The 24,888-nt window shown below is 40.1% G+C and carries 36 protein-coding genes; 32 read left to right on the forward strand and 4 right to left on the reverse strand.

The window, feature by feature from the left end; translation table 11 throughout:
• Window positions 1–46 precede the first annotated feature (46 nt).
• The 4 genes from deoB (at window position 47) to I573_RS05055 (ending at window position 4,040) form a co-directional block, all read left to right on the forward strand.
• A complete protein-coding gene (deoB, locus tag I573_RS05040; RefSeq protein WP_016186016.1) occupies window positions 47–1,213 on the forward strand; it encodes a phosphopentomutase in 1,167 nt (388 codons plus the stop codon).
• 10 nt (window positions 1,214–1,223) lie between these two features.
• Window positions 1,224–2,042: a purine-nucleoside phosphorylase gene (locus I573_RS05045; protein WP_016186015.1), complete on the forward strand. Its 819-nt coding sequence runs from the start codon at window positions 1,224–1,226 to the stop codon at window positions 2,040–2,042.
• Between the two features lie 13 nt (window positions 2,043–2,055).
• A complete protein-coding gene (gene deoD, locus I573_RS05050) occupies window positions 2,056–2,760 on the forward strand; it encodes a purine-nucleoside phosphorylase (RefSeq protein WP_016186014.1) in 705 nt (234 codons plus the stop codon).
• 92 nt (window positions 2,761–2,852) lie between these two features.
• The gene (locus I573_RS05055) at window positions 2,853–4,040 is read left to right on the forward strand and encodes an iron-containing alcohol dehydrogenase (RefSeq protein WP_016186013.1); all 1,188 of its coding nucleotides are present in this window, start codon (window positions 2,853–2,855) and stop codon (window positions 4,038–4,040) included.
• A 174-nt stretch (window positions 4,041–4,214) separates the two neighbouring features.
• Here I573_RS05055 and I573_RS05060 read toward each other — a convergent pair whose 3' ends face one another.
• Both I573_RS05060 and rpiA read right to left on the reverse strand, forming a co-directional pair.
• Window positions 4,215–4,901 carry a 2,3-diphosphoglycerate-dependent phosphoglycerate mutase gene (locus I573_RS05060; protein WP_016186012.1) on the reverse strand — a complete coding sequence of 229 codons (687 nt, stop codon included), beginning with the start codon at window positions 4,899–4,901 and terminating at the stop codon, window positions 4,215–4,217.
• 86 nt (window positions 4,902–4,987) lie between these two features.
• Window positions 4,988–5,680, reverse strand: a complete 693-nt coding sequence (rpiA, locus tag I573_RS05065; RefSeq protein ID WP_016186011.1) for a ribose-5-phosphate isomerase RpiA — start codon at window positions 5,678–5,680, stop codon at window positions 4,988–4,990.
• Between the two features lie 319 nt (window positions 5,681–5,999).
• Here rpiA and rpsL point away from each other — a divergent pair, with 319 nt between their 5' ends.
• The 4 genes from rpsL (at window position 6,000) to tuf (ending at window position 10,452) form a co-directional block, all read left to right on the forward strand.
• Window positions 6,000–6,413: a 30S ribosomal protein S12 gene (gene rpsL / locus I573_RS05070; RefSeq protein ID WP_016186010.1), complete on the forward strand. Its 414-nt coding sequence runs from the start codon at window positions 6,000–6,002 to the stop codon at window positions 6,411–6,413.
• Between the two features lie 69 nt (window positions 6,414–6,482).
• Entirely contained in the window at window positions 6,483–6,953 is a 471-nt protein-coding gene (gene rpsG / locus I573_RS05075) for a 30S ribosomal protein S7 (protein ID WP_016186009.1), read from the forward strand.
• A gap of 76 nt (window positions 6,954–7,029) precedes the next feature.
• Entirely contained in the window at window positions 7,030–9,114 is a 2,085-nt protein-coding gene (gene fusA, locus I573_RS05080; RefSeq protein ID WP_016186008.1) for an elongation factor G, read from the forward strand.
• Between the two features lie 150 nt (window positions 9,115–9,264).
• Window positions 9,265–10,452 carry an elongation factor Tu gene (tuf, locus tag I573_RS05085; RefSeq protein WP_016186007.1) on the forward strand — a complete coding sequence of 396 codons (1,188 nt, stop codon included), beginning with the start codon at window positions 9,265–9,267 and terminating at the stop codon, window positions 10,450–10,452.
• 32 nt (window positions 10,453–10,484) lie between these two features.
• Here tuf and I573_RS05090 read toward each other — a convergent pair whose 3' ends face one another.
• Entirely contained in the window at window positions 10,485–11,222 is a 738-nt protein-coding gene (locus tag I573_RS05090) for a nitroreductase family protein (protein WP_016186006.1), read from the reverse strand.
• Entirely contained in the window at window positions 11,219–12,628 is a 1,410-nt protein-coding gene (locus I573_RS05095) for an aminotransferase-like domain-containing protein (RefSeq protein ID WP_016186005.1), read from the reverse strand. The genes I573_RS05090 and I573_RS05095 overlap by 4 nt, the downstream gene beginning before the upstream one ends.
• A 102-nt stretch (window positions 12,629–12,730) precedes the next feature.
• On the opposite strand from I573_RS05095, the gene thiD reads away from it, so the two are divergent.
• The 24 genes from thiD to secY all read left to right on the forward strand — a co-directional run bounded on the left by thiD (window position 12,731) and on the right by secY (window position 24,834).
• The gene (thiD, locus tag I573_RS05100; RefSeq protein WP_016186004.1) at window positions 12,731–13,537 is read left to right on the forward strand and encodes a bifunctional hydroxymethylpyrimidine kinase/phosphomethylpyrimidine kinase; all 807 of its coding nucleotides are present in this window, start codon (window positions 12,731–12,733) and stop codon (window positions 13,535–13,537) included.
• Window positions 13,534–14,079, forward strand: a complete 546-nt coding sequence (locus I573_RS05105) for an ECF transporter S component (RefSeq protein WP_016186003.1) — start codon at window positions 13,534–13,536, stop codon at window positions 14,077–14,079. Before thiD ends, I573_RS05105 begins: the two co-directional genes overlap by 4 nt.
• Before the next feature lie 248 nt (window positions 14,080–14,327).
• Window positions 14,328–14,636 (forward strand): 30S ribosomal protein S10, encoded by a 309-nt coding sequence (rpsJ, locus tag I573_RS05110; protein ID WP_016186002.1) that lies wholly within the window; start codon window positions 14,328–14,330, stop codon window positions 14,634–14,636.
• A gap of 25 nt (window positions 14,637–14,661) precedes the next feature.
• On the forward strand, window positions 14,662–15,291 hold the full coding sequence (gene rplC, locus I573_RS05115; RefSeq protein WP_016186001.1) for a 50S ribosomal protein L3: 630 nt from the start codon (window positions 14,662–14,664) through the stop codon (window positions 15,289–15,291).
• A 29-nt stretch (window positions 15,292–15,320) separates the two neighbouring features.
• Window positions 15,321–15,944 (forward strand): 50S ribosomal protein L4, encoded by a 624-nt coding sequence (gene rplD / locus I573_RS05120; protein WP_016186000.1) that lies wholly within the window; start codon window positions 15,321–15,323, stop codon window positions 15,942–15,944.
• On the forward strand, window positions 15,944–16,231 hold the full coding sequence (gene rplW, locus I573_RS05125; protein WP_016185999.1) for a 50S ribosomal protein L23: 288 nt from the start codon (window positions 15,944–15,946) through the stop codon (window positions 16,229–16,231). The genes rplD and rplW overlap by 1 nt, the downstream gene beginning before the upstream one ends.
• 41 nt (window positions 16,232–16,272) lie before the next feature.
• Window positions 16,273–17,106: a 50S ribosomal protein L2 gene (gene rplB / locus I573_RS05130; protein ID WP_016185998.1), complete on the forward strand. Its 834-nt coding sequence runs from the start codon at window positions 16,273–16,275 to the stop codon at window positions 17,104–17,106.
• 42 nt (window positions 17,107–17,148) lie between these two features.
• Window positions 17,149–17,427 carry a 30S ribosomal protein S19 gene (rpsS, locus tag I573_RS05135; protein ID WP_016185997.1) on the forward strand — a complete coding sequence of 93 codons (279 nt, stop codon included), beginning with the start codon at window positions 17,149–17,151 and terminating at the stop codon, window positions 17,425–17,427.
• 20 nt (window positions 17,428–17,447) lie between these two features.
• A complete protein-coding gene (rplV, locus tag I573_RS05140; protein WP_016185996.1) occupies window positions 17,448–17,795 on the forward strand; it encodes a 50S ribosomal protein L22 in 348 nt (115 codons plus the stop codon).
• A 15-nt stretch (window positions 17,796–17,810) separates the two neighbouring features.
• A complete protein-coding gene (rpsC, locus tag I573_RS05145; RefSeq protein ID WP_016185995.1) occupies window positions 17,811–18,467 on the forward strand; it encodes a 30S ribosomal protein S3 in 657 nt (218 codons plus the stop codon).
• Window positions 18,468–18,469: 2 nt separating this feature from the next.
• Window positions 18,470–18,904 (forward strand): 50S ribosomal protein L16, encoded by a 435-nt coding sequence (gene rplP, locus I573_RS05150; protein ID WP_016185994.1) that lies wholly within the window; start codon window positions 18,470–18,472, stop codon window positions 18,902–18,904.
• Window positions 18,894–19,082 (forward strand): 50S ribosomal protein L29, encoded by a 189-nt coding sequence (gene rpmC / locus I573_RS05155; protein WP_016185993.1) that lies wholly within the window; start codon window positions 18,894–18,896, stop codon window positions 19,080–19,082. The genes rplP and rpmC overlap by 11 nt, the downstream gene beginning before the upstream one ends.
• Window positions 19,083–19,105: 23 nt before the next feature.
• Window positions 19,106–19,372: a 30S ribosomal protein S17 gene (gene rpsQ / locus I573_RS05160; protein ID WP_016185992.1), complete on the forward strand. Its 267-nt coding sequence runs from the start codon at window positions 19,106–19,108 to the stop codon at window positions 19,370–19,372.
• A 58-nt stretch (window positions 19,373–19,430) separates the two neighbouring features.
• Window positions 19,431–19,799 (forward strand): 50S ribosomal protein L14, encoded by a 369-nt coding sequence (gene rplN / locus I573_RS05165; protein ID WP_016185991.1) that lies wholly within the window; start codon window positions 19,431–19,433, stop codon window positions 19,797–19,799.
• Window positions 19,800–19,834: 35 nt separating this feature from the next.
• Window positions 19,835–20,146, forward strand: coding sequence for a 50S ribosomal protein L24 (gene rplX, locus I573_RS05170; protein WP_016185990.1), 312 nt, complete (start codon window positions 19,835–19,837; stop codon window positions 20,144–20,146).
• 28 nt (window positions 20,147–20,174) lie between these two features.
• Window positions 20,175–20,714 carry a 50S ribosomal protein L5 gene (gene rplE, locus I573_RS05175; RefSeq protein ID WP_016185989.1) on the forward strand — a complete coding sequence of 180 codons (540 nt, stop codon included), beginning with the start codon at window positions 20,175–20,177 and terminating at the stop codon, window positions 20,712–20,714.
• An 18-nt stretch (window positions 20,715–20,732) separates the two neighbouring features.
• Window positions 20,733–20,918 (forward strand): type Z 30S ribosomal protein S14, encoded by a 186-nt coding sequence (locus tag I573_RS05180; RefSeq protein ID WP_016185988.1) that lies wholly within the window; start codon window positions 20,733–20,735, stop codon window positions 20,916–20,918.
• A 35-nt stretch (window positions 20,919–20,953) separates the two neighbouring features.
• Window positions 20,954–21,352, forward strand: a complete 399-nt coding sequence (rpsH, locus tag I573_RS05185; protein ID WP_016185987.1) for a 30S ribosomal protein S8 — start codon at window positions 20,954–20,956, stop codon at window positions 21,350–21,352.
• A 30-nt stretch (window positions 21,353–21,382) separates the two neighbouring features.
• Window positions 21,383–21,919, forward strand: a complete 537-nt coding sequence (gene rplF / locus I573_RS05190) for a 50S ribosomal protein L6 (RefSeq protein ID WP_016185986.1) — start codon at window positions 21,383–21,385, stop codon at window positions 21,917–21,919.
• 61 nt (window positions 21,920–21,980) lie between these two features.
• A complete protein-coding gene (gene rplR, locus I573_RS05195) occupies window positions 21,981–22,337 on the forward strand; it encodes a 50S ribosomal protein L18 (protein ID WP_016185985.1) in 357 nt (118 codons plus the stop codon).
• Window positions 22,338–22,357: 20 nt separating this feature from the next.
• Window positions 22,358–22,858: a 30S ribosomal protein S5 gene (gene rpsE / locus I573_RS05200; protein ID WP_016185984.1), complete on the forward strand. Its 501-nt coding sequence runs from the start codon at window positions 22,358–22,360 to the stop codon at window positions 22,856–22,858.
• Window positions 22,859–22,872: 14 nt separating this feature from the next.
• Complete coding sequence (rpmD, locus tag I573_RS05205; protein WP_016185983.1) at window positions 22,873–23,052, forward strand: 50S ribosomal protein L30; 180 nt, start codon at window positions 22,873–22,875, stop codon at window positions 23,050–23,052.
• Window positions 23,053–23,098: 46 nt separating this feature from the next.
• Window positions 23,099–23,539 (forward strand): 50S ribosomal protein L15, encoded by a 441-nt coding sequence (gene rplO / locus I573_RS05210; RefSeq protein WP_016185982.1) that lies wholly within the window; start codon window positions 23,099–23,101, stop codon window positions 23,537–23,539.
• A complete protein-coding gene (gene secY / locus I573_RS05215; RefSeq protein ID WP_016185981.1) occupies window positions 23,539–24,834 on the forward strand; it encodes a preprotein translocase subunit SecY in 1,296 nt (431 codons plus the stop codon). Before rplO ends, secY begins: the two co-directional genes overlap by 1 nt.
• The last annotated feature ends 54 nt before the right edge of the window (window positions 24,835–24,888 follow it).

The following is a 24,888-nucleotide window of genomic DNA, read 5'->3' on the forward strand; positions in this document are numbered from 1 at the left end:
GCCCCTTTTTTATAAAGCATCATAATTAAAAGAAAGCAGGGATAATATGTTTAAACGTGTACATTTGATCGTCATGGATTCAGTGGGAATTGGTGAAGCTCCGGATGCGGATAAATTTAACGATGTGGGCTCAGATACATTGGGTCATATCGCCAAAGAAGCTGGATTAACGATCCCTCATCTTGAACAATTAGGATTAGGTACGATTAAACCTTTAGATGGTGTCGAAGATGTTGCTGATCATAAAGGTTATGCTACAAAATTAGAAGAGATCTCAGTAGGAAAAGATACGATGACTGGTCACTGGGAGATCATGGGCTTAAATATTAAAACGCCTTTCCGCGTTTTTCCAGATGGATTCCCAGATGAATTATTGAAAAAAATCGAAGAGTTCTCAGGTCGTAAAGTCGTGTGTAACTTGCCATATTCTGGAACAAAAGTCATTGATGATTATGGTCCAGGACAAATGGAAACAGGGGATTTGATCGTCTATACTTCAGCTGATCCGGTGTTACAGATCGCCGCGCATGAAGACATTATTCCATTAGAAGAGTTGTATCGTATTTGTGAATACGTACGTGAGATCACAAAAGATGATCCTTATATGATCGGTCGTATCATCGCACGTCCTTATGTGGGTGAACCAGGTAACTTTACCCGTACTGCTAATCGTCATGACTATGCATTAGATCCATTTGGTCATACCGTGTTGGATTCATTAAAAGACAATGGTAAAGATGTGATCGCTGTTGGAAAAATCAATGATATCTTTAATGGTCAAGGGATTACGGATTACGTCCGTACAAAGAGCAACATGGATGGAGTCGATCAATTGCTTAAAGTGATGGAACAAGACTTTGAAGGACTAAGCTTTACAAATTTAGTAGACTTTGACGCGTTGTTTGGTCATCGTCGCGATGTACAAGGGTACGCAAAAGCGATCGAAGACTTTGATGCGCGAATCCCAGAAATCATCGAGGCCATGCAAGAAGATGATCTATTGATGATCACTGCCGATCACGGAAATGATCCAACGTTCCCAGGAACAGATCACACTAGAGAATATGTACCATTACTTGTATTTAGTAAAAAATTACAAGGACAAGGGAAATTATCTCAAGGTCATTATGCCGATATTTCTGCTACGATTGCCGAAAACTTTGGTGTTCCGGCAACAGAAAACGGCGAAAGTTTCTTAAATCAATTAAACTAGGAGTGTAGAGATGACAACATTTAACGAACGTTTAACAGAAACCACGACTTTTATCAAAGAAGCAGGAGTTAAAGAAATTGATTTTGGTTTGATCTTAGGTTCAGGATTAGGTGAGTTGGCTGATGAGATCACTGATGCGATCGTGATTCCTTATGGGGATATCCCACATTTTCCAGTTTCAACAGTCGTAGGACATGCTGGACAATTGGTTTATGGTGAATTAGCAGGTAAAAAAGTCTTAGCGATGCAAGGACGCTTCCATTTTTATGAAGGTCATTCAATGGACGTTGTAACCTATCCGGTACGTGTGATGGCTGCATTAAAAGCACATTCATTGATCGTAACGAATGCTTGTGGTGGAGTCAATGAAAGCTTCACACCAGGAGATTTGATGTTGATCACTGATCAAATCAACTTTATGGGCACCAATCCTTTAATTGGAAAAAATATCGATGACATGGGTCCACGCTTCCCAGACATGAGTCAAGCTTTTGACCCTGAATACCGTAAAGTAGCCAAAGAAATCGGTGAGAAAAGTGGTTTGCATCTAAAAGAAGGCGTCTACATGGGATTCACTGGTCCAACATATGAAACACCAGCTGAGATCCGCTTTGCCCGTACGATCGGAGCCGATGCTGTTGGGATGTCGACCGTTCCTGAAGTTATCGTAGCTGTTCACAGTGGCTTACGTGTATTGGGTGTATCTTGTATTACCAACTTAGCAGCAGGGATGCAAAAAGAGTTGAATCATGAAGAAGTTGTGGAAACGACAGAACGTGTCAAACAAGAGTTTAAATCATTGATCAAAGATACGCTAGCTGCGTTATAAAGGAGAGAATTACATGAGTGTACACATTGAAGCCAAAGAAGGCGAAATCGCAGATAAAATTTTACTTCCTGGTGATCCGCTACGTGCCAAATATATTGCTGAAACCTTTTTAGAAGATGTCGTTTGCTACAATAACGTTCGTGGCATGTTAGGATTTACAGGAACATATAAAGGAGAGCGCATTTCTGTACAAGGAACTGGTATGGGCATGCCTTCAGCAGGGATCTACATGCAAGAGTTGATCCAATCTTATGGTGTGAAAAAACTGATTCGTGTGGGGACATGTGGCGCGATTTCAGAAGATGTTCACGTGCGTGATTTGATCATCGCTCAAGGAGCTGTAACGAGTTCTTCAATGGTTCAAAAACATTTTGGTGAATTCCACTTTGCACCGATCGCTGATTTTCAGTTATTAAAAACAGCTTATGAATTAGCAACAAAAGATGGTGTAACGACACATGTCGGAAATATCTTATCAGAAGATACCTTCTATAAAGATGATATGGCGTCAACGTTACGTTTAGCTGATTATAATGTAATGGGTGTAGAAATGGAAGCGGCGATCCTTTATTATCTAGGCGCAAAGTTTGGCGTACAAACGTTAGCGATCTGTACCGTGAGCGATCATATCGTAACTGGTGAAGAAACGAGCGCTGCAGAGCGTCAAACAACCTTTAATGACATGATTAAAATTGGCTTAGAAACAGCAATCGCATAAGAAAAAAAGCAGGTATACAAGCCAAATTAGTGGTATACCTGCTTATTTTTTAGTATTGTAGACCATGTATTAGATAGAGAGGATGAACATAGATGGAAAATTTTACATTTAATGTAAGCACAGATATTCGTTTTGGGAAAGATCGTTTAGGCGAACTACCTGAAGTTTTAAATCAATTTGGAAAACGCGTTTTATTAGTATATGGCGGAGGCAGCATTAAACGCAGCGGCCTATATGGTAAAATCATGGACCTAATGAAAGAAAACGGCAACGAAGTCTTTGAAGTTTCAGGTGTTGATCCAAATCCACGTATTGAAACAGTAGAACAAGGTGCTGAAATTTGTAAAGCAGAAGATATCGATGTGATTTTAGCTGTCGGTGGTGGTTCTGTTATTGACTGTAGTAAAGCAATCGCTGGAGGCGCATTTTATGAAGGCGATCTTTGGGAAATGGTAGAAAAACGTGGCTATATGGGCGATGCTGTACCATTAGTAACGATTTTGACTTTAGCTGCTACAGGTAGTGAAATGAACCGTGGTTCAGTAATCACAAACTTAAAAACAAAACAAAAATTAGGCTTTGGTGGACCAAGCTTCTTACCAAAAGCTTCATTCTTAGATCCAACGTTGACGTTTACTGTAAGTGAATATCAAACAGCTGCTGGTTCTGCAGATATCTTCAGTCACTTAATGGAAAATTATTTTGACTTAACGCCAGGAACTGATGTACAAGATGGTGTAGCGGAAGGTTTGATGCGTACAGTGATCCAAAATGCACCGATCGCGTTAAAAGATCCAGAAAACTACGATGCACGTGCTAACTTAATGTGGGCAAGTAGTTTAGCATTAAATGGCTTAACAGGTAGCGGTAAAGCAGGGACTTGGTCAACTCACCCAATGGAACATGAATTAAGTGCCTTTTACGATATCACTCATGGTATTGGACTTGCGATCTTAACGCCACGTTGGATGGAACACGTATTAAACGATGAAACAGTGGATAAATTAGCTCGTTTTGCACGTGAAGTTTTCCACGTTCAAGAAAGTGTTCCAGAAATGGCAGCACGTATGGGAATCCAAAAATTATACGATTACTTTGTAGCATGTGGTATCCCAATGACATTACCAGAAGTAGGGATCGAAGATGATTCTGCTTTTGAAGAAATGGCTGCTCAAGCTGTTGCGCACAGCAAAATCGATACTATTGGTTTCCAACCATTAAAAAAAGAAGATGTTGTCGCAATTTATGAAGCATGTATGACACCTTCAAGCTTTATCTAAATAAAAAAAGAGGGTGTGATAGAAATTTGTCACACCCCCTTAATAAAAAGACGGCGTTTCAGAAGTAGCTCCGTCAAAAATAAGCCGAGTCATTACCGAAATAGGTGAACCTATTATCGGAATGATACGGCTTATTTTTTGGAGCTGCCCACTTCTTTGACAGCCTCTTTTTAATTATAAGTAGTATTTTTTCGCTACTGATAAGTCATCGTTTAATTCGTAAACTAAAGGTTGACCAGTAGGGATTTCTAGATCCATGATATCTTCATCAGAGATTTGTTCGATGTGTTTTGCTAATGCACGTAAAGAGTTACCGTGAGCTGCTACTAAAACAGTTTTACCGTCTAATAAAGCAGGCGCGATTTCATCTTGCCAGAAAGGTAAAGCACGTTCTAGAGTTACTTTTAAGTTTTCTCCTCCAGGTACGTCGCGAGGGTCTAGGTCAGCGTAACGACGGTCGTTTGCTGCAGAACCTTCATCAGTTGCTTCCATTAATGGAGGCAATACATCGTATGAACGACGCCAAATGTGCACTTGGTCATCTCCGTATTTTTCAGCAGTTTCTTGCTTGTTTAATCCTTGTAATTTACCATAATGACGTTCGTTTAAGCGCCAAGATTTTGTTTGAGGTACCCATAATTGATCAGAGTATTCTAAAATGTAGTTACAAGTTTTGATGGCACGTGTTAAAACAGAAGTGTAGGCAACGTCAAATTCGATCCCTGCTTCTTTGATTTTACGTCCGCCTTCTTTGGCTTCTTCAACACCTTCAGGGGCTAAATCAACATCCGCCCAACCAGTGAATTGGTTTAATTTGTTCCATTCGCTTAATCCATGACGAGAAAAAACTAATTTTGGCATAAAAAAACTCTCCTTTTGTGTGGTTTTCCGAAATTTTTCATTCCGTGTTTATTGTACACTTTTTTACATAGTTTTTCCACGAAAATCTATAAGGTATCTGTTTTGCTTGGTACGTGGATCGTTTTCACACCGTCTGCAGCACCCACGATGATCGTATGCGCCATATCTAGAAATAAACCATGCTCCACAACACCAACTAAATGATCCAATTCATCCGCAAGTGCATGCGGCGCTCGGATTTCTTCTAAGTGAAGATCGATAATATGGTGTTTACAATCGGTCACTAATTTTTCGCCGTCTTGATCTAAACGAAACGTTGGATGGTACTCTTGGCTTTCAAAATAGCTAAACAATTGTTCTTCTCCGTACGGAATGACTTCGATAGGGAGGGGGAAGTTTCCTAAATGTTCGACTAATTTTGATTCATCTACGATCCAAATGACTTGTTTGGAATTTGACGCGACGATTTTTTCAAATAGTAAAGCTGCGCCGCCACCTTTGATTCCATGAAACTCTGCAGATACTTCATCCGCGCCGTCGACTACAACATCCACGTAAGGGACTTCATCGATCGTGGCAACTGGGATCTGACAATCGATGGCTTGCTGTTTAGAAGCAAAAGAAGTGGGAACACCGGTAATCTGCAAGTGTTCGTCACGTACGCGTCGGCCAAGTTCTTCAATAAAATAGTACGCAGTTGAACCGGTTCCTAATCCTACGATCATCCCGTCTGTAATATAAGAGGCTGCTTCAATTCCTACGAGCTGTTTTAAATTCATGTCCATCACCTTTATGTTTAGATTTGTTACTTCTATTATAGTAAGAAAGATCAAAAATAGACAGTCTAGACCGAAAAGATGAGAAAAAATTTTATTCGAAAAAAATGAAAAAAACTCTACAAGATTTATTGACAGCTTTGAAAATGCATGTTAATCTATTAGAGGTGCTTTAAATACAGGTCTCATTTTGAGACGTGCTGACTGTGAAAGTACACTTTCATGCAAGGCAACTGTCGTTTGCATTATTTTTTATCTAAAAAAAAGAACCACCTGGATGTGTGGGTCTATATCAGAGAATCAGGAAGGAGGATGACAAGGGATGCCTACAATTAATCAATTAGTACGTAAACCTCGTAAATCTAAGGTTGAAAAATCAAATTCACCTGCACTTAATAAAGGATACAACAGCTTCAAAAAAACTCAAACAAATGTGAGTTCACCTCAAAAACGTGGGGTAGCTACACGTGTGGGAACTATGACTCCTAAAAAACCGAACTCGGCTTTACGTAAATATGCACGTGTTCGTTTATCTAACTTAATCGAAGTTACTGCTTATATCCCAGGTATTGGCCATAACTTACAAGAACATAGCGTGGTTTTACTACGTGGTGGACGTGTAAAAGATTTACCTGGAGTACGTTACCATATCGTTCGTGGAGCGTTAGATACGGCTGGAGTTACTGACCGTAAACAATCTCGTTCTAAATACGGAACAAAACGTCCTAAAGCTTAAGTCTTTTAAGACGATAAACAGAACAAAACATACTATAAAAAAACCACTTTTCGGAAGGAGGAGTTACGGATGCCTCGTAAAGGTCCTGTTGCAAAACGTGATGTCTTACCAGATCCTATTTATAACTCAAAATTAGTAACTCGCTTAATCAACCGTGTAATGATCGACGGAAAACGCGGAGTTGCTGCAAATATCATCTACAATTCATTTGATATTATCAAAGAATCTACAGGTAATGATCCATTGGAAGTTTTCGAACAAGCAATGAAAAACATTATGCCTGTATTAGAAGTAAAAGCTCGTCGTGTTGGGGGTTCTAACTATCAAGTACCAGTTGAAGTTCGCCCTGAACGTCGTACTACTTTAGGTCTTCGTTGGGTTGTAAACTACGCTCGTTTGCGTGGAGAGCACACAATGGAAGAACGTCTAGCAAAAGAAATCATGGATGCTGCCAATAACACTGGTGCTTCTGTTAAAAAACGCGAAGACACTCACAAAATGGCTGATGCTAACCGTGCATTTGCACACTATCGTTGGTAAGATTTATTCCGCATATTTTATGCGGAATTTAGCTCTAACAACCATGTACTCGTAATGAGAGGAGAACACAACGAATATGGCAAGAGAATTTTCTTTAGAAAACACTCGTAATATCGGAATCATGGCCCACGTTGATGCTGGTAAAACAACAACAACAGAACGTATCTTGTACTACACTGGTCGTATCCACAAAATTGGTGAAACTCATGAAGGAGCTTCACAAATGGACTGGATGGAACAAGAACAAGAACGCGGGATCACGATTACATCTGCGGCAACTACTGCTCAATGGAAAGGGAACCGTGTCAACATCATTGACACTCCTGGACACGTGGATTTCACGATCGAAGTACAACGTTCATTACGCGTACTTGATGGCGCAGTAACTGTTTTAGACTCACAATCAGGTGTAGAACCTCAAACAGAAACTGTTTGGCGTCAAGCAACAGAATATGGCGTTCCACGTATCGTATTCTGTAACAAAATGGACAAAATCGGTGCAGATTTCTTATACTCTGTATCAACTTTACATGACCGTTTACAAGCAAACGCTCATCCAATCCAATTACCAATTGGTGCGGAAGATGATTTCACAGGAATCATTGACCTTGTGACAATGAAAGCTGAAATCTACACAAATGACTTAGGTACTGAGATCCAAGAAACTGAAATCCCAGAAGAATACCGTGAGTTAGCTGAAGAATGGCATGAAAAATTAGTGGAAGCTGTAGCGGAAACTGATGAAGACTTAACAATGAAATTCTTAGAAGGTGAAGAAATCACTGTCGAAGAATTAAAAGAAGGAATCCGTAAAGCGACTGTAGCGGTAGAATTCTACCCTGTAATGTGTGGTACGGCCTTCAAAAATAAAGGGGTTCAATTATTACTAGATGCGGTAATCGATTACTTACCATCACCTCTAGATATCCCTGCAATCAATGGGATTGACCCTAAAACGGACGAAGAAGTTACTCGTCCAGCTGACGATGAAGCTCCATTTGCATCATTAGCGTTTAAAGTTATGACTGACCCATTCGTAGGTCGTCTAACATTCTTCCGTGTGTATTCAGGTGTATTAGAATCAGGTTCTTACGTATTGAATGCTTCTAAAGGCAAACGTGAACGTATTGGACGTATTCTACAAATGCACGCGAACACACGTCAAGAAATCCAAAAAGTATACTCAGGAGATATCGCTGCAGCTGTTGGATTGAAAGATACAACAACTGGGGATACATTATGTGCTGAAAATTCACCAGTTATCCTTGAATCGATTGAATTCCCTGATCCAGTTATCGAAGTAGCTGTTGAACCTAAATCAAAAGCTGACCAAGATAAAATGGGTCTTGCTCTACAAAAACTAGCTGAAGAAGATCCATCATTCCGCGTTGAAACAAACGTTGAAACTGGTGAAACTGTAATCGCTGGTATGGGTGAGTTGCATTTAGATGTATTAGTTGACCGTATGCGTCGTGAGTTCAAAGTGGAAGCAAACGTAGGTGCTCCTCAAGTATCTTACCGTGAAACTTTCCGTGCTGCGACAAATGCAGAGGGTAAATTTGTACGTCAATCAGGTGGTAAAGGTCAATACGGTCACGTATGGATCGAATTTACACCTAACGAAGAAGGTGGCGGTTTCGAATTCGAAAACGCGATCGTCGGTGGGGTTGTTCCTCGTGAATACATCCCAGCTGTTGAAAAAGGTCTTGAAGACTCAATGGCAAATGGTGTGTTGGCTGGATATCCATTAGTAGATATCAAAGCGAAACTTTATGATGGTTCTTACCATGATGTCGATTCGAATGAAACAGCCTTCCGTGTTGCTGCTTCTATGGCGCTACGTGCGGCTGCGAAGAAAGCACAACCAGCTATCCTTGAACCAATGATGAAAGTTACTGTAACTGTACCAGAAGATTACTTAGGTGATGTAATGGGACACGTAACTGCTCGTCGTGGACGCGTTGAAGGTATGGAAGCACATGGTAATGCGCAAATCGTAAATGCTATCGTGCCTTTATCTGAAATGTTTGGATATGCAACAACTCTACGTTCTTCAACTCAAGGACGCGGAACATTCATGATGGTATTTGACCACTATGAAGATGTACCGAAATCAATTCAAGAAGAAATTATTAAGAAAAACGGCGGAAAAGCTGAATAATTTTTAATCATTCTTGAAATGCTTCAAAAAACTATATTTTTTTGAAACTTTCGTGTACAATAATGAACGATGATATGGGAAAGGGATCGATCTTTCGATTCCTTACCTATCAGATAAAATACTTTAAAACACTTAGGAGGAACATATAAAATGGCAAAAGAAAAATTTGACCGTTCTAAACCCCATGTAAACATCGGTACTATCGGACACGTTGACCATGGTAAAACTACTTTAACAGCTGCAATCACAACTGTTTTATCTAAAAAAGGTTTGGCACAAGCTTCTGCTTACGACCAAATCGATGGTGCTCCTGAAGAGCGCGAACGCGGAATCACTATCTCAACTGCTCACGTTGAGTACGAAACTGAAGCACGTCACTACGCTCACGTAGACTGCCCAGGTCACGCGGATTACGTTAAAAACATGATCACTGGTGCTGCTCAAATGGACGGCGCGATCTTAGTAGTATCTGCTGCTGATGGTCCTATGCCTCAAACACGTGAACACATCTTGTTATCTCGTAACGTAGGTGTTCCTTACATCGTTGTATTCTTAAACAAAATGGATATGGTTGATGACGAAGAATTATTAGAATTAGTAGAAATGGAAGTTCGTGACTTATTATCAGAATACGATTTCCCAGGCGATGACACTCCAGTTGTTGCAGGTTCTGCTTTGAAAGCTTTAGAAGGCGACGCTTCTTACGAAGAAAAAATCATGGAATTAATGGCTGCAGTTGACGAGTACATCCCAACTCCAACTCGTGACACTGACAAACCATTCATGATGCCAGTTGAGGATGTATTCTCAATCACTGGACGTGGTACTGTTGCTACAGGTCGTGTTGAACGTGGACAAGTTCGCGTTGGTGACGTTGTAGATATCGTTGGTATCGCTGACGAAACTGCTCAAACAACTGTAACAGGTGTTGAAATGTTCCGTAAATTATTAGACTACGCTGAAGCAGGCGATAACATCGGTGCTTTATTACGTGGTGTTGCTCGTGAAGACATCCAACGTGGACAAGTTTTAGCTAAACCAGCTTCAATCACTCCACATACAAAATTCTCTGCTGAAGTATACGTATTAAGCAAAGAAGAAGGTGGACGTCATACTCCATTCTTCACTAACTACCGTCCACAGTTCTACTTCCGTACAACTGACGTGACTGGTGTTATCGAATTACCAGAAGGTACTGAAATGGTAATGCCTGGTGATAACGTAACTATCGAAGTTGAATTAATCCACCCAATCGCGATCGAAGAAGGAACTCGTTTCTCTATTCGTGAAGGCGGACGTACTGTTGGTTCAGGCGTTGTTTCTACAATCCACGCTTAATTCTAACTTTACAATCAAAAAGACTGATGAATTTATTCATCAGTCTTTTTTTGTGCGATTTTTTGAGTTTTAGTGAAGTCATCTACACCACGATTTGGTTCTTTTGCGAAATAGTCAGCAAATTTCTGCGTCCAATCCTTGGTTTCGCGAGCTTCGCCGAATTTACGCATCGTGTCATCATAATGTTCGATATGTTGGTAATCTAATGGGGTGTATTGGTTATAATGCACTACAGTTTCTTTTGGAAGTCGAGGTTTGACCTTCATCTCCACGATCGGTTTTCCAATACTTAATCCTGCAATCGGTAAGACATAATCAGGTAGCGTAAGAAGTGATTTGATCTCAGGTAAATAATTGCGTACACTTCCAACAGGAACCGCGCCGAGACCAAGGGATTCCGTTGCGACTAAGGCATTTTCTAACGCCAATGCGGCATCGGTAGTCGCTGTAATCAATGGATCTAAGCCGTCGATGTTGTAAGCTGTTTGCTTTTGTTTTGCTACTTCAGCAGTGCGATAAAGATCGGCTACAAACAATAAAAAGACCGAACTTTTTTCAATATGTGGATTACCTGGATTTAGACGGACGAATTCTTGGCGTATCTTAGGATCAGTTAGTACAATAATCGAATAAAATTGGCCGTTCATCCAGCTTGGTGCTTGTCTAGCGGCAGCTAAGATTTGGTCTAATTCTTCAGACGATAACGTATAGGTTTCGTCAAATTGTCGATAGCTTCGGTGTGAGGTAAGTAGTTTGATTGTTTCGTTCATATAAGATCATCCTTTCCTAATTGGGTAGTGATATCAGAAAAACGCGTCTGAAAAATCTTGAAATCTTGAGTGTTCATTCGAGTATAGTTGATTCTACAGGCTATTGTATCATGACTGAATAAAAAAGCGGGAGCAAGTAAGATCTGTTGGTCCAAAAAAAGTTGCCAATCTTTACGGGTCAGTTTACGTTTTGTATACGTGATCCAGTAATAGATCCCGCCCTCGATTTTTTGATACTCCCACTCAGAGAAGGTGTCTAAAAAATGCGTGAATTGCTGACTTCTCTTTTCGAGTTGTTCAAGTAACTGTATTTGTTTTGGTGTATAAGAAGGATCATTTAATGCGACAGTTGCGAATAATTGTGGAAAAATATCCGTGGTTAACTCTGTTTTTTCTTTTGTTTGCAAAAAAGAGGTGATCAAACGTTTTGGTGCAATGATCCATCCGATATGAATCAATGGAGAAAATAATTTAGATAAAGAACCTAGATAAATGACTTGCTCTGGAGCAAGTTCGATAAATTTTGTCGGTGGTGTAGTAAAGTTTAGTTCCCCAAATACATCATCTTCCACAATAGGAATATGGTACATCTGACAAATTTTCACGATCTGTTTCCTTCTATTTAAAGACATCGTACGGCCAGTTGGATTTTGATGTGTAGGATTAAGGTAAAGCAAGTCGATTTTTTGTTGTTGACATAAATTTTCTAATGCTGTGGGTAAGATTCCTTCTGAATCTTGTGGCAATCCTTTTAGATGGATATTCAATGTGGCGAAAAAGGGTAACGCAAATAAAAATGAGGGATCCTCTGTAGCCACACAAGATCCTGGTGCTAGAAGAGTTTGTAAAATCAAGGATAATCCTTGTGTTGCGCCGGATGTAATCATGAGTTGGTCTATCTTGAGTGCAGGCGAAATACGTTGGTGCACATGTGTCAATAAAGTATCTAGTAAAGGAGCATACCCGGCAGTAGTTGTTTGTTGTTCTTGTTTTAAGATCGTCTCCCAAGACATCGCAGGAAAAGAAAAATCGGGGATCAGTGTGTCGGGTAAATCACCACTAAATAAATCTAATGTATCGGGTAAATTTTTTTGTTGTTTTAGCTTGGTCAAATAAGGATCTTCTTGTTTTTGCTTCACATATTGCGTATTTTGTAGCCAAGATAAAGGTGAACGTCGATTTCCGAGTTGGCCATCAGCGACTTTTGTTCCACTTCCTTGTTTTCTAGTGATCCAACCTAAACTTTGTAATTCATCTAAAGCACGAACGACTGTTGAACGATTTACAGAAAAATATTTTGCGATCGCTCTTTCAGGTAATAAACGTTCGCCAGGCAGTAACTGACCAGTTTCGATCTCATGGATATAATACTCCATGATGTTTCGATATAAAGGCTTTTTTGTCATGTCTTCACTCCTTTGTCAATTGGTTGGTTTAAAAATAAGCCAATTGGCTCTTTTCGTCAACTGTTATGTTGCGGTATGCTTTTTATCAGAAAGGGTGAGTGTATGAAACGAGTATTAACGATTGCAGGCTCAGATGCAACTGGCGGAGCAGGTTTAGAAGCAGATTTGAAAATTTTTGAAGAATATGGTTTATTTGGACAAGCGGCGATTACGACAATTGTGACGATGGATCCTGATACTTGGCAACATGAAGTCACAGAACTGCCCGTATCGTTAGTTGAAAAGCAATTGCTTTCTTCATTAAATGGTGGAGCTGTTGCGGCGATTAAAACAGGGATGTTGGGAAATGAAACGATCATCGAACAAATTCATCACAAGTTGACTCCCACCTATACAGAACATGTCGTGATTGATCCAGTTATTGCGTGTAAAGGGACTGCCCAAATCTTACAACCAAAGAGTGTAGCAGGGATCAAGCACTATTTATTGCCCAAAGCTTCTATTGTAACACCAAATTTGATTGAAGCAGGTATCTTGTCTGGTCTTGGAGAGTTAGAGACGTTAGCGCAAATGAAGGAAGCGGCAAAACGTATTCTTGATCAAGGTGCTGCGCGTGTTGTGGTAAAAGGCGGTAAACGTTTGAAGGGGAACGCTGCGATCGATCTGTATTATGATGGCGATTCTTTTGAAGAATTAGCGAATGAAAAAATAGCATCTAATAACAATCATGGAGCTGGCTGTACTTTTTCAGCAGCAATCACTGCCGGAGTTGCACAAGGGTTGGAGTACTTCGATGCAGTAGTCAAAGCAAAAGAAGTTGTTTATCAAGGGATTTTACATGGTGAACGTTTCAATCAACATGTAGGGCATTTAGATCATCATGCTTACTTTCGTGAGGTATCAAGATGACTAAACCAACAACGCAAAATATTGTATTTATTGCCTTATTTGCTGCATTGACCTTTGTGGCTACAACTATAAAAATTCCCTTACCAACTGGAGCATTCGTTCATTTAGGTAATGCGGTGCTTGTTTTGTCTATTTTGCTATTAGGATACACGAGCGGTTCTTTAGCAGGTGGGATCGGTTTTTTCTTGTTTGACTTGCTGAATGGTTATGCGACTGAAGCACCGTATTTTTTGATTGAAGCCTTTATTGTCGGAGGTGCGACTTATTTGGCATTTAACAGTTTTAAAAAGCATCCTACTCGTGTGTGGCAAATCGTAGTGATTGGATTAAGTGCAGGTGTAGCGAAAATTATCATGACCCAAATCAAAAATACAATCGTGCAATTATGGGTGGGGGTACCAACATTTGATCTTGCCTTTAAGACAGCACTTGTGAAACTGCCGGCGACGTTTACGAATGTCGGCTTGACGATTTTAGTTGTTGGGATTGTCTATTTTCCTTTATCTCAAGCCTTTTCTCGAATAACAAAACGTAAAATTTAAGCAAAACGGAACTTTTTTGAAAAAGTTCCGTTTTTCATGAAAAAATACTTGCTATTTAAGTTCATCCATACTATAATCGTAGAGGTGTTGCTTAGCTGTAGAGCTAGTAATATTGGTAGAACAATTTGTTCTGCCGGCTAAGAAACGAGAGGTTGCGACACGCCCGGACGCTTTGCCATGGACGAGCGTGACGGAAAATTTTCGTGGAGCTATGTCTACTTTTCAAAATAGGCGAAGGAGGGAAAACAATGGCAAAACAAAAAATTCGTATCCGCTTAAAAGCGTATGAACATCGTATTTTAGATCAATCTGCGGAAAAGATCGTAGAAACTGCAAAAAGAACTGGAGCTGACGTGTCTGGTCCAATTCCATTACCAACTGAACGCAGTCTTTACACTGTAATCCGTGCGACTCATAAATACAAAGATTCTCGTGAACAATTCGAAATGCGTACACATAAACGTTTAATCGATATCGTGAATCCAACACCAAAAACTGTTGATGCATTGATGAAACTTGATTTACCATCAGGCGTAAACATCGAAATTAAACTATAATTAAAAATAAGATGGAGGTGTAATCATGACCAAAGGAATCTTAGGGAAAAAAGTGGGGATGACTCAAATCTTTACTGAATCTGGTGAACTTATTCCAGTAACTGTTGTAGAAGCTACTCCTAACGTAGTATTACAACTGAAAACAATGGAAAATGACGGCTACGAAGCTGTTCAAGTAGGATACCAAGATTTACGTGAAGTTTTAAGTAACAAACCTGCGAAAGGTCATGTTGCAAAAGCAAACACGGCTCCTAAGCGCTTCATTCGCGAATTCAAGGATGTTGAGCTAGAGGGCTTAGAAGTAGGATCAGAAGTAAAAGTTGACGTATTCCAAGCTGGAGATATTGTTGACGTGACAGGAACAACTAAAGGTAAAGGATTCCAAGGCGTTATCAAACGTCACGGACAAAGCCGCGGACCTATGTCTCACGGTTCTCGTTACCACCGTCGTCCTGGATCAATGGGTCCTGTAGCACCTAACCGTGTGTTCAAAAACAAACGTCTTGCAGGACGTATGGGTGGAAACCGCGTGACTATCCAAAACTTGGAAGTTGTACGTGTTGACGCTGAACGTAACGTTATCCTAATTAAAGGTAACATTCCTGGAGCGAAAAAATCATTGATTACAATTAAATCAGCTGTGAAAGCTAAATAATTAGATAGGAAGAAAGGAGGAACTAAGGAATGCCGAATGTAGCATTATTTAAACAAGATGGAAGCCAAAATGGCGAAATTACTTTAAACGAAGAAATCTTCGGAATCGAACCTAATGAAACAGTTGTCTTTGATGCAATCATCATGCAACGCGCTTCATTAAGACAAGGAACACACGCTGTGAAAAACCGTAGCGCTGTTCGTGGTGGTGGCCGTAAACCATGGCGCCAAAAAGGAACAGGTCGTGCCCGTCAAGGTTCAATCCGTTCACCACAATGGCGTGGAGGTGGAGTTGTCTTTGGACCAACACCACGTTCATACAGCTACAAACTTCCTAAAAAAGTTCGTCGCTTAGCAATCAAATCTGTATTATCAGAAAAAGTTGCATCAAATAACTTGGTAGCAATCGAAGCATTAAGCTTTGACGCTCCAAAAACAAAAGAATTCAAACAAGTTCTTGCTAACTTGTCTATTGACACTAAAGTATTAGTAGTTTTAGAAAATGGTAATGACTTCGCTGCTTTAGCTGCACGTAACTTACCAAACGTTTCTGTAGTATCTGCTGATAACGTAAGTGTATTAGACGTTGTGTCAAGCACTAAAGTGTTAGCAACTCAAACTGCTCTTACTCAAATTGAGGAGGTGCTTGCATAATGAACTTACTAGACATTATTAAAAAACCAGTAATTACTGAAAAATCTATGTTAGCGATGGACGAAAAGAAATACACTTTCGAAGTAGACGTACGCGCAAACAAGACTTTAGTAAAACAAGCTGTTGAAGCAGCATTTGGTGTTGACGTGAAAAACGTAAACATCATCAACGTGCGTCCTAAATTTAAACGTATGGGTAAATATGCAGGATACACAAAAAAACGTCGTAAAGCTGTTGTTACTTTAACAGAAGCTTCTAAAGACATCGAATTATTCTCTGCTGAATAAGCAAAGAAACTAACTAAACTTTAATAGGAGGGAAAACAGACGTGGCTATTAAAAAGTACAAACCTACCTCAAATGGTCGTCGTAATATGACAAGTTCTGATTTTGCAGAGATTACAACTTCAAAACCAGAAAAAACATTATTGGCGCCGTTGAAAAATAATGCCGGTCGTAACAACAACGGACGTATCACTGTTCGCCATCAAGGTGGCGGTCACAAACGTCAATACCGTTTGATCGATTTCAAACGTAATAAAGATAACGTTGTTGCTACAGTTAAAACAATCGAATATGATCCAAACCGTTCTGCTAACATTGCGTTAGTTCATTACGAAGATGGAGTGAAAGCTTATATCTTAGCACCTAAAGGACTAGAAGTTGGCATGACTGTCGTTTCTGGACCAGAAGCAGATATCAAAGTTGGTAACGCGTTACCATTAGCAAACATTCCAGTGGGTACTGTTATCCACAATATCGAAATGAAACCAGGTAAAGGCGGACAATTAATCCGTTCTGCTGGTACAAGTGCTCAAGTACTTGGTAAAGAAGGTAAATACGTATTGATTCGTTTGAACTCAGGCGAAGTGCGCATGATCTTAGCAACTTGTCGTGCAACAATCGGTGCTGTAGGTAACGAACAACACGAATTAATCAACATTGGTAAAGCGGGTCGCTCTCGTTGGATGCGTAAACGTCCAACTGTACGTGGTAGCGTAATGAACCCTAACGATCACCCACACGGTGGTGGTGAAGGTAAAGCTCCAATCGGACGTAAAGCGCCAGTATCTCCATGGGGTCAACCAGCTCTTGGATACAAAACTCGTAACAAAAAAGCGAAATCAGACAAACTTATCGTTCGTCGTCGTAACGCTAAATAATTTTATTGACCATGTGTCGCATATTTTGAGAGGAGGTACACCATGGGTCGTAGTTTAAAAAAAGGACCTTTTGTCGATGATCATTTGATGAAAAAAGTCGACGCACAACAAGGTGCCGAAAAGAAAAAAGTTATCAAAACTTGGTCTCGTCGTTCAACAATCTTCCCAAGCTTCATCGGATTTACGATTGCTGTTTATGATGGACGTAAACATGTACCAGTTTACATTCAAGAAGATATGGTAGGACATAAATTAGGTGAATTTGCACCTACAAGAACTTATCGTGGACACGGAAGTGACGATAAGAAAACTAAACGCTAATTTGAGAGGAGGATATCAGAATGGCAGAACAAATTACATCAGCTAAAGCTGTTGCGAAAACAGTTCGCGTTTCTCCTCGCAAATCACGTTTAGTGATGGATTTAATCCGAGGAAAAAACGTTGCTGAAGCCATCGCAATCTTAAAGTTCACACCGAACAAAGCTGCAGGAATTATTGAAAAAGTTCTAATGTCAGCAATTGCTAATGCAGAAAACAACTTCGACTTAGATGTTGAAAACTTGGTAGTATCTGAAGGATTTGTTAACGAAGGACCAACTATGAAACGTTTCCGTCCACGTGCAAAAGGTTCAGCTTCACCAATCAACAAACGTACTAGTCATATTACGGTAGTCGTATCAGAAAAATAAGAGGAGGGACATTCAGTGGGTCAAAAAGTACATCCAATTGGAATGCGTGTAGGCGTCATCCGCGACTGGGATGCAAAATGGTATGCTGAAAAAGAGTATGCTGATTTTCTACACGAAGATTTAAGAATTCGTAAATTCATCGCGTCTAAACTTGCTGATGCTGCCGTGTCAACGGTTGAAATCGAACGCGCTGCAAACCGCGTGAACGTTTCAATCCACACAGCTAGACCAGGTATGGTTATTGGTAAAGGCGGATCTGAAGTTGAAAGCCTAAGAAAAGAATTAAACAAATTAACTGGTAAAAAAGTACACATCAACATCGTGGAAATCAAAAAACCAGATCTAGATGCTAAATTAGTAGCTGAAGGAATTGCACGTCAATTAGAAGGCCGTGTTGCTTTCCGTCGTGCTCAAAAACAAGCCATCCAACGCTCTATGCGTGCTGGCGCGCAAGGAATCAAAACTCAAGTATCAGGTCGTTTAAACGGTGCGGATATCGCTCGTAGCGAAGGTTACTCTGAAGGAACAGTTCCATTGCACACATTACGTGCGGATATTGATTACGCATGGGAAGAAGCAGATACAACATACGGAAAACTAGGAGTTAAAGTGTGGATCTATCGTGGAGAAATTCTTCCAACTAAAAAAAACACTGAGAAAGGAGGGAAATAAGCATGTTAGTACCTAAACGTGTAAAACACCGTCGTGAATTCCGTGGAAAAATGCGCGGAGAAGCTAAAGGCGGCAAAGAAGTTGCATTTGGTGAATATGGCTTACAAGCTGTTGATTCTCATTGGATTACTAACCGCCAAATCGAAGCGGCTCGTATTGCAATGACTCGTTACATGAAACGTGGTGGGAAAGTATGGATCAAAATTTTCCCTCATAAATCTTATACTGCCAAAGCGATTGGGGTACGTATGGGTTCTGGTAAAGGGGCACCTGAAGGTTGGGTATCTCCAGTTAAACGTGGAAAAATCATGTTTGAAATCGCTGGTGTACCTGAAGAAGTAGCACGCGAAGCGCTACGCCTTGCTTCTCACAAATTACCAATGAAAACGAAAATCGTAAAACGTGAAGAAATGGGTGGTGAATCGAATGAAGGTTAAAGAAATCAGAGAATTAACCACTGCCGAAATGCTAGATCAAGAAAAACAATTAAAAGAAGAATTGTTTAATCTAAGATTCCAATTAGCTACTGGCCAACTAGAAAACACTGCACGTATTAAAGAAGTTCGTAAGTCGATTGCACGCATTAAAACTGTAGTGCGTCAACAAGCTAATTAATTGTGGAAGGAGGCCATCTAGGTATGACTGAAGAAAGAAATCAACGTAAAGTTTACCAAGGTCGCGTGGTGTCTGATAAAATGGACAAAACAATTACAGTAGTAGTTGAAACGAAAAAAAACCACCCTATCTACGGTAAACGTATGAACTATTCTAAGAAATACAAAGCACACGATGAAAACAACGAAGCAAAAGTTGGCGATATCGTGAAAATTATGGAAACTCGTCCATTATCAGCTACGAAACGTTTCCGTCTAGTAGAAGTTGTCGAAAAGGCAGTGATTATCTAATCACACGAAGTTTTCCTATATAGATTGAATTGCAAAATCTGAAAGGAGGATACACATCGTGATCCAACAAGAAAGTCGTTTAAAAGTTGCTGATAACTCTGGTGCTCGCGAAATCTTGACAATCAAGGTCCTTGGTGGTTCAGGTCGCAAAACAGCGAACATCGGCGATATCATCGTTGCTACGGTTAAACAAGCAACGCCAGGTGGTGTTGTCAAAAAAGGTGACGTCGTTAAAGCCGTTATCGTTCGTACCAAATCAGGCGCTCGTCGTACAGACGGTTCTTACATTAAATTTGATGAAAATGCTGCGGTTATTATCCGTGACGATAAGAGCCCACGTGGAACACGTATCTTTGGCCCAGTTGCTCGTGAATTACGCGAAAACAACTTCATGAAGATCGTTTCACTAGCACCAGAAGTATTATAATTGTCACTTATACCCAAAGGAGGTGCGAAACACTCATGTTCGTGAAAAAAGGCGATAAAGTTAAAGTTATCACTGGTAAAGACAAAAACAAAGAAGGCGTAGTACTAGCTGCAATGCCTAAGAAAGATAAAGTTATTGTCGAAGGTGTTAACATCGTGAAAAAACACCAAAAACCTTCTCAAGCTGCTCCTCAGGGCGGAATCGTTGAAATCGAAGCACCAATTCATGTTTCTAATGTGATGGTCATTGATCCTTCTAACGGTGAAGCTACACGTGTCGGCTATAAAGAAGTAGACGGTAAAAAAGTCCGTGTTTCTAAAAAAACCGGTGAAGTTTTAGATAAATAATCAAATCAAGGAAGGAGGAGCTTGCTAAATGAACCGCCTTAAAGAAAAATATTCAAAAGAAGTTGTCCCATCATTGATGGAAAAATTTAACTATAGTTCAATCATGCAAACACCAAAAGTTGATAAAATCGTTATCAACATGGGTGTGGGTGATGCTGTATCTAACACTAAAAGCTTAGATAAAGCTGTAGAAGAATTACAATTAATTTCAGGTCAAAAACCTTTAATTACAAAAGCTAAAAAATCTATCGCTGGATTCCGTCTACGTGAAGGAATGCCAATCGGTGCGAAAGTAACGCTACGCGGCGAAAGAATGTACGAATTTTTAGATAAATTAGTATCTGTTTCTTTACCACGTGTACGTGATTTCCACGGTGTCAGCAAAAAAGCATTCGACGGACGCGGAAACTACACTTTGGGAGTTAAAGAACAATTGATCTTCCCAGAAGTAGATTACGATTTGGTAGATAAAGTACGTGGAATGGATATCGTTATTGTAACAACAGCAAACACAGATGAAGAATCTCGTGAGTTGTTAGCACAATTAGGCATGCCATTCCAAAAATAAAAAAAGGAGGCGAACTACGTGGCTAAAAAATCAATGATTGCTAAAAACAAACGTCCGGCTAAACATGCTGTACAAGAGTACACACGTTGTGAACGTTGTGGACGTCCACATTCAGTTTATCGTAAATTTAAACTTTGCCGTATTTGCTTCCGCGAACTTGCCTACAAAGGTCAAATTCCCGGCGTGAAGAAAGCTAGCTGGTAAACAAGTAAACTCGCATAAAGGAGGTAAATCATCTAATGGTCATGACAGATCCAATTGCAGATTTTCTAACACGCATTCGTAATGCCAACATGGTAAAACACGATGTATTAGAAGTACCTGCTTCAAAAATCAAACGTGATATCGCTGAAATCTTGAAAAAAGAAGGTTTCATCCGCGATGTTGAATATATCGAAGATGACAAACAAGGCGTGATCCGCGTATTCTTGAAATACGGTAAAAACGGTGAACGTGTTATCACTAACTTGAAACGTATCTCTAAACCAGGTCTACGTGCTTACGTTAAATCTGACGAAGTACCAAAAGTATTAAACGGTTTAGGTATCGCAATTATCTCAACTTCTGAAGGTGTTATCACTGATAAAGAAGCAAGAGCTAAAAACATTGGCGGCGAAGTTGTCGCTTACGTATGGTAATTTAAATAATACACAAGGAGGTGTCTCTAAGTGAGTCGTATCGGTAATAAGATTGTTGTTCTTCCTGCTGGTGTTGAAATCAAGCAAGAAGGTAACGACATTACAGTTAAAGGACCTAAAGGTGAATTAACTCGTACTTTCTCTTCTGATATTCAAATGAACATCGAAGGAAACGAAGTTACTTTTACTCGTCCAAATGATAGTAAAGAAATGAAAACTATTCATGGAACTACTCGTGCAAACTTCAATAACATGGTTGTTGGTGTAAGCGAAGGTTTCCAAAAAGCTTTAGAATTAATCGGGGTTGGATACCGTGCTCAATTACAAGGAAGCAAACTTGTATTGAACGTTGGTTACTCTCATCCGGTTGAAATCGTTGCCCCAGAAGGCATCACGATTGAAGTACCATCAAATACTTCAGTAATCGTTAAAGGTACGAACAAAGAAGTTGTTGGTGAATTAGCAGCTAACATCCGTGGCGTTCGTCCTCCAGAACCTTACAAAGGTAAAGGAATTCGCTATGTTGGTGAATTTGTACGCCGTAAAGAAGGTAAAACTGGTAAATAATCGTAAACCACAGCGTTTACGATTCACGGCTTAGGCCGATAAAAATTAAGAGGTGACAATTGTGATTACAAAACCAGATAAAAACAAAACACGTCAAAAGAGACATCGTCGTGTACGTAACAAAATCTCTGGTACTGCTGAGTGCCCACGCTTGAACATTTTCCGTTCTAACAAGAACATCTACGCGCAAGTAATTGATGACGTAGCGGGTGTAACGCTAGCAAGTGCCTCTGCCTTGGATAAAGAAATTTCAGGTGGAACAAAAACTGAACAAGCGCAAGCTGTCGGTAAATTAATCGCTGAACGTGCAGCAGCAAAAGGTATCAAAGTAGTAGTCTTTGACCGTGGTGGATACCTTTACCATGGCCGCGTAGCAGCATTAGCAACAGCAGCTCGCGAAAATGGACTAGAATTTTAGGAGAAGGAGGAACACCATTCATGGTTTATATTGATCCAAAACACTTGGAATTAGAAGACCGCGTTGTCGGTATCAACCGCGTAACAAAAGTTGTAAAAGGTGGACGTCGTTTACGTTTCGCAGCTTTAGTTGTTGTCGGTGATAAAAATGGCCACGTTGGTTTCGGTACTGGTAAAGCTCAAGAAGTACCAGAAGCGATCCGTAAAGCTGTTGAAGATGCTAAGAAAAACTTAGTTGAAGTACCAATGGTTGGTTCTACTATCCCTCATGAAGCTATCGGCGTATTTGGTGGTGGCCGCATCTTAATGAAACCTGCAGTAGAAGGTTCTGGAGTTGCTGCTGGTGGACCAGTTCGTGCCGTATTAGAATTAGCTGGGGTAGCTGATATCACATCTAAATCATTAGGTTCAAACACACCTATCAACGTTGTTCGCGCAACAATTGATGGATTAAAACAATTAAAACGTGTCGAAGAAGTGGCAGCACTTCGCGGCAAATCAGTTGACGAAATTATCGGTTAAGGAGGACAACAATAATGGCTGAATTAAAAATTACTTTAAGACGCAGTGTTATCGGACGTCCTCAAAACCAACGCGCAACTGTTAAAGCGTTAGGTCTTGGTAAAGTGAACAGCACTGTCGTTAAACCAGCTAATGATGCAATCAAAGGTATGGTTAACACAATCTCTCACTTAGTGGACGTAGAAGAAGTTTAATTATATAGATTTAGAGTTAGTAGTTTGATTAAGGAGGTGCCAAACCATGAAACTTCATGAATTAAAACCTGCAGAAGGATCTCGCCAAGTACGCAACCGCGTAGGACGTGGTACTTCATCTGGTAACGGTAAAACAGCAGGACGCGGACAAAAAGGTCAAAAAGCTCGTTCAGGTGGCGGTGTACGTTTAGGATTTGAAGGGGGACAAACTCCTTTATTCCGTCGTTTACCAAAACGTGGATTCACAAACGTGAACCGTAAAGAATACGCAGTTGTGAACTTAGATCTTTTAAATCGTTTTGAAGATGGAGCTGAAGTTACACCAGTTGCTTTAGTTGAAGCTGGAATCGTGAAAAACGCAAAAGCTGGAATTAAAGTATTGGGTAATGGAGAGTTAACGAAAAAATTAACTGTCAAAGCAGCTAAATTCTCTAAAACAGCAGAAGAAGCTATCGTAGCTGCTGGTGGATCAATCGAGGTGATCTAATGCTGAAACTTTTGAAGGATGCTTTTAAAGTAAAAGATATTCGCTCAAGAATTTTGTTTACAGTATTTATCCTATTTGTTTTTCGTATCGGTGCACATGTCGTTGTGCCCGGTGTCGATGCAAATAAGTTAAAAGATATCGCCGATCTACCATTCTTGAACATGCTAAATTTGGTGAGTGGTAGTGCGCTTCAAAACTTCTCGATCTTTTCGATGGGAGTTTCTCCTTATATCACCGCATCAATTATTGTTCAATTGTTGCAAATGGATATTGTTCCACGTTTTGTGGAATGGTCGAAACAGGGTGAAGTTGGTCGTAAAAAATTAAATCAAGCAACACGTTACCTGACATTGGTTCTAGGTTTCCTACAATCGATGACACTAACTGCTGGGTTTAACTTCTACACTCAATTCGGTTTTGTCTCAAATCCTAGTTGGCAAACATTTGTTACCATTGGGATCATCTTAACTGCCGGCACAATGTTTGTGACGTGGTTAGGGGAACAAATCACGGAAAAAGGAATCGGAAATGGGGTATCGATGATTATCTTTGCTGGGATCATCTCACGCTTACCTGTAAGTGTGAAAGGTCTTTACGAAGATTATTTCATCAATGTGCCTTCATCTGACTTATGGAAATCAACGATCTTCGTTGTCTTACTGATCATTGCTGTATTGGTAATCGTAACGCTAGTGACGTTCTTCCAACAAGCAGAGCGTAAAATTCCAATCCAATATACCAAACGAATTACTGGTGCTCCAACAAGTAGTTACCTTCCTTTGAAAGTAAATGCAGCCGGAGTTATCCCTGTAATTTTTGCTAGTTCATTTATTACAACACCTAGTGCGATCATTCAAGCATTAGGCAGTTCTTATCAAAATGAATCTTGGTTTGTTATCGTCCAAACGATCTTCAGTTATAACACTGTTCCTGGAGCAGCGATTTATACCGTGTTGATCGTGGCCTTTACATTCTTCTATGCTTTTGTTCAGGTCAATCCTGAAAAGTTATCCGAAAACTTGCAAAAGCAAGGAAGTTATATTCCAAGCGTTCGACCTGGTAAAGGAACAGAAGAATACGTCTCTTCATTATTGATGCGTTTAAGTACTGTCGGAGCCATTTTCCTAGGATTAGTAGCCTTGCTACCGATTTTAGCGCAAATGATCTGGAACTTACCACAATCAATCGGTTTAGGCGGAACAAGTTTGTTGATCGTTGTCGGAGTTGCACTTGAAGCTGCAAAACAGCTTGAAGGGTTAATGCTAAAACGTCAATATACTGGTTTTTTGAATTAAGGTTCTTGAGGTGTTGAGGATTTCCTCAACACTATTCAATGACTTAGGAGGAAA

Origin of the sequence: Enterococcus sulfureus ATCC 49903, from assembly GCF_000407605.1 — a bacterium.
GTDB classification, from domain to species: Bacteria; Bacillota; Bacilli; order Lactobacillales; family Enterococcaceae; genus Enterococcus_G; species Enterococcus_G sulfureus.

Excerpts from the sequence above, each read along its gene's own strand:
- deoB (WP_016186016.1), top strand. The coding sequence starts at position 47 with ATGTTTAAACGTGTACATTTGATCGTCATGGATTCAGTGGGAATTGGT.
- rpmC (WP_016185993.1), top strand. The coding sequence starts at position 18,894 with ATGAAGGTTAAAGAAATCAGAGAATTAACCACTGCCGAAATGCTAGAT.
- thiD (WP_016186004.1), top strand. The coding sequence starts at position 12,731 with ATGAAACGAGTATTAACGATTGCAGGCTCAGATGCAACTGGCGGAGCA.
- secY (WP_016185981.1), top strand. The coding sequence starts at position 23,539 with ATGCTGAAACTTTTGAAGGATGCTTTTAAAGTAAAAGATATTCGCTCA.
- rplO (WP_016185982.1), top strand. The coding sequence starts at position 23,099 with ATGAAACTTCATGAATTAAAACCTGCAGAAGGATCTCGCCAAGTACGC.
- fusA (WP_016186008.1), top strand. The coding sequence starts at position 7,030 with ATGGCAAGAGAATTTTCTTTAGAAAACACTCGTAATATCGGAATCATG.
- rpiA (WP_016186011.1), bottom strand. The coding sequence starts at position 5,680 with ATGAATTTAAAACAGCTCGTAGGAATTGAAGCAGCCTCTTATATTACA.
- I573_RS05060 (WP_016186012.1), bottom strand. The coding sequence starts at position 4,901 with ATGCCAAAATTAGTTTTTTCTCGTCATGGATTAAGCGAATGGAACAAA.
- rpsE (WP_016185984.1), top strand. The coding sequence starts at position 22,358 with ATGGTTTATATTGATCCAAAACACTTGGAATTAGAAGACCGCGTTGTC.
- rpsG (WP_016186009.1), top strand. The coding sequence starts at position 6,483 with ATGCCTCGTAAAGGTCCTGTTGCAAAACGTGATGTCTTACCAGATCCT.
- tuf (WP_016186007.1), top strand. The coding sequence starts at position 9,265 with ATGGCAAAAGAAAAATTTGACCGTTCTAAACCCCATGTAAACATCGGT.
- I573_RS05045 (WP_016186015.1), top strand. The coding sequence starts at position 1,224 with ATGACAACATTTAACGAACGTTTAACAGAAACCACGACTTTTATCAAA.
- I573_RS05095 (WP_016186005.1), bottom strand. The coding sequence starts at position 12,628 with ATGACAAAAAAGCCTTTATATCGAAACATCATGGAGTATTATATCCAT.
- rplV (WP_016185996.1), top strand. The coding sequence starts at position 17,448 with ATGGCAGAACAAATTACATCAGCTAAAGCTGTTGCGAAAACAGTTCGC.
- rplX (WP_016185990.1), top strand. The coding sequence starts at position 19,835 with ATGTTCGTGAAAAAAGGCGATAAAGTTAAAGTTATCACTGGTAAAGAC.
- rpsS (WP_016185997.1), top strand. The coding sequence starts at position 17,149 with ATGGGTCGTAGTTTAAAAAAAGGACCTTTTGTCGATGATCATTTGATG.
- I573_RS05055 (WP_016186013.1), top strand. The coding sequence starts at position 2,853 with ATGGAAAATTTTACATTTAATGTAAGCACAGATATTCGTTTTGGGAAA.
- rpsL (WP_016186010.1), top strand. The coding sequence starts at position 6,000 with ATGCCTACAATTAATCAATTAGTACGTAAACCTCGTAAATCTAAGGTT.
- rplP (WP_016185994.1), top strand. The coding sequence starts at position 18,470 with ATGTTAGTACCTAAACGTGTAAAACACCGTCGTGAATTCCGTGGAAAA.
- rpsJ (WP_016186002.1), top strand. The coding sequence starts at position 14,328 with ATGGCAAAACAAAAAATTCGTATCCGCTTAAAAGCGTATGAACATCGT.
- I573_RS05090 (WP_016186006.1), bottom strand. The coding sequence starts at position 11,222 with ATGAACGAAACAATCAAACTACTTACCTCACACCGAAGCTATCGACAA.
- I573_RS05105 (WP_016186003.1), top strand. The coding sequence starts at position 13,534 with ATGACTAAACCAACAACGCAAAATATTGTATTTATTGCCTTATTTGCT.
- rplD (WP_016186000.1), top strand. The coding sequence starts at position 15,321 with ATGCCGAATGTAGCATTATTTAAACAAGATGGAAGCCAAAATGGCGAA.
- rpsQ (WP_016185992.1), top strand. The coding sequence starts at position 19,106 with ATGACTGAAGAAAGAAATCAACGTAAAGTTTACCAAGGTCGCGTGGTG.
- rplC (WP_016186001.1), top strand. The coding sequence starts at position 14,662 with ATGACCAAAGGAATCTTAGGGAAAAAAGTGGGGATGACTCAAATCTTT.
- rpsH (WP_016185987.1), top strand. The coding sequence starts at position 20,954 with ATGGTCATGACAGATCCAATTGCAGATTTTCTAACACGCATTCGTAAT.
- rplW (WP_016185999.1), top strand. The coding sequence starts at position 15,944 with ATGAACTTACTAGACATTATTAAAAAACCAGTAATTACTGAAAAATCT.
- rpmD (WP_016185983.1), top strand. The coding sequence starts at position 22,873 with ATGGCTGAATTAAAAATTACTTTAAGACGCAGTGTTATCGGACGTCCT.
- rplE (WP_016185989.1), top strand. The coding sequence starts at position 20,175 with ATGAACCGCCTTAAAGAAAAATATTCAAAAGAAGTTGTCCCATCATTG.
- deoD (WP_016186014.1), top strand. The coding sequence starts at position 2,056 with ATGAGTGTACACATTGAAGCCAAAGAAGGCGAAATCGCAGATAAAATT.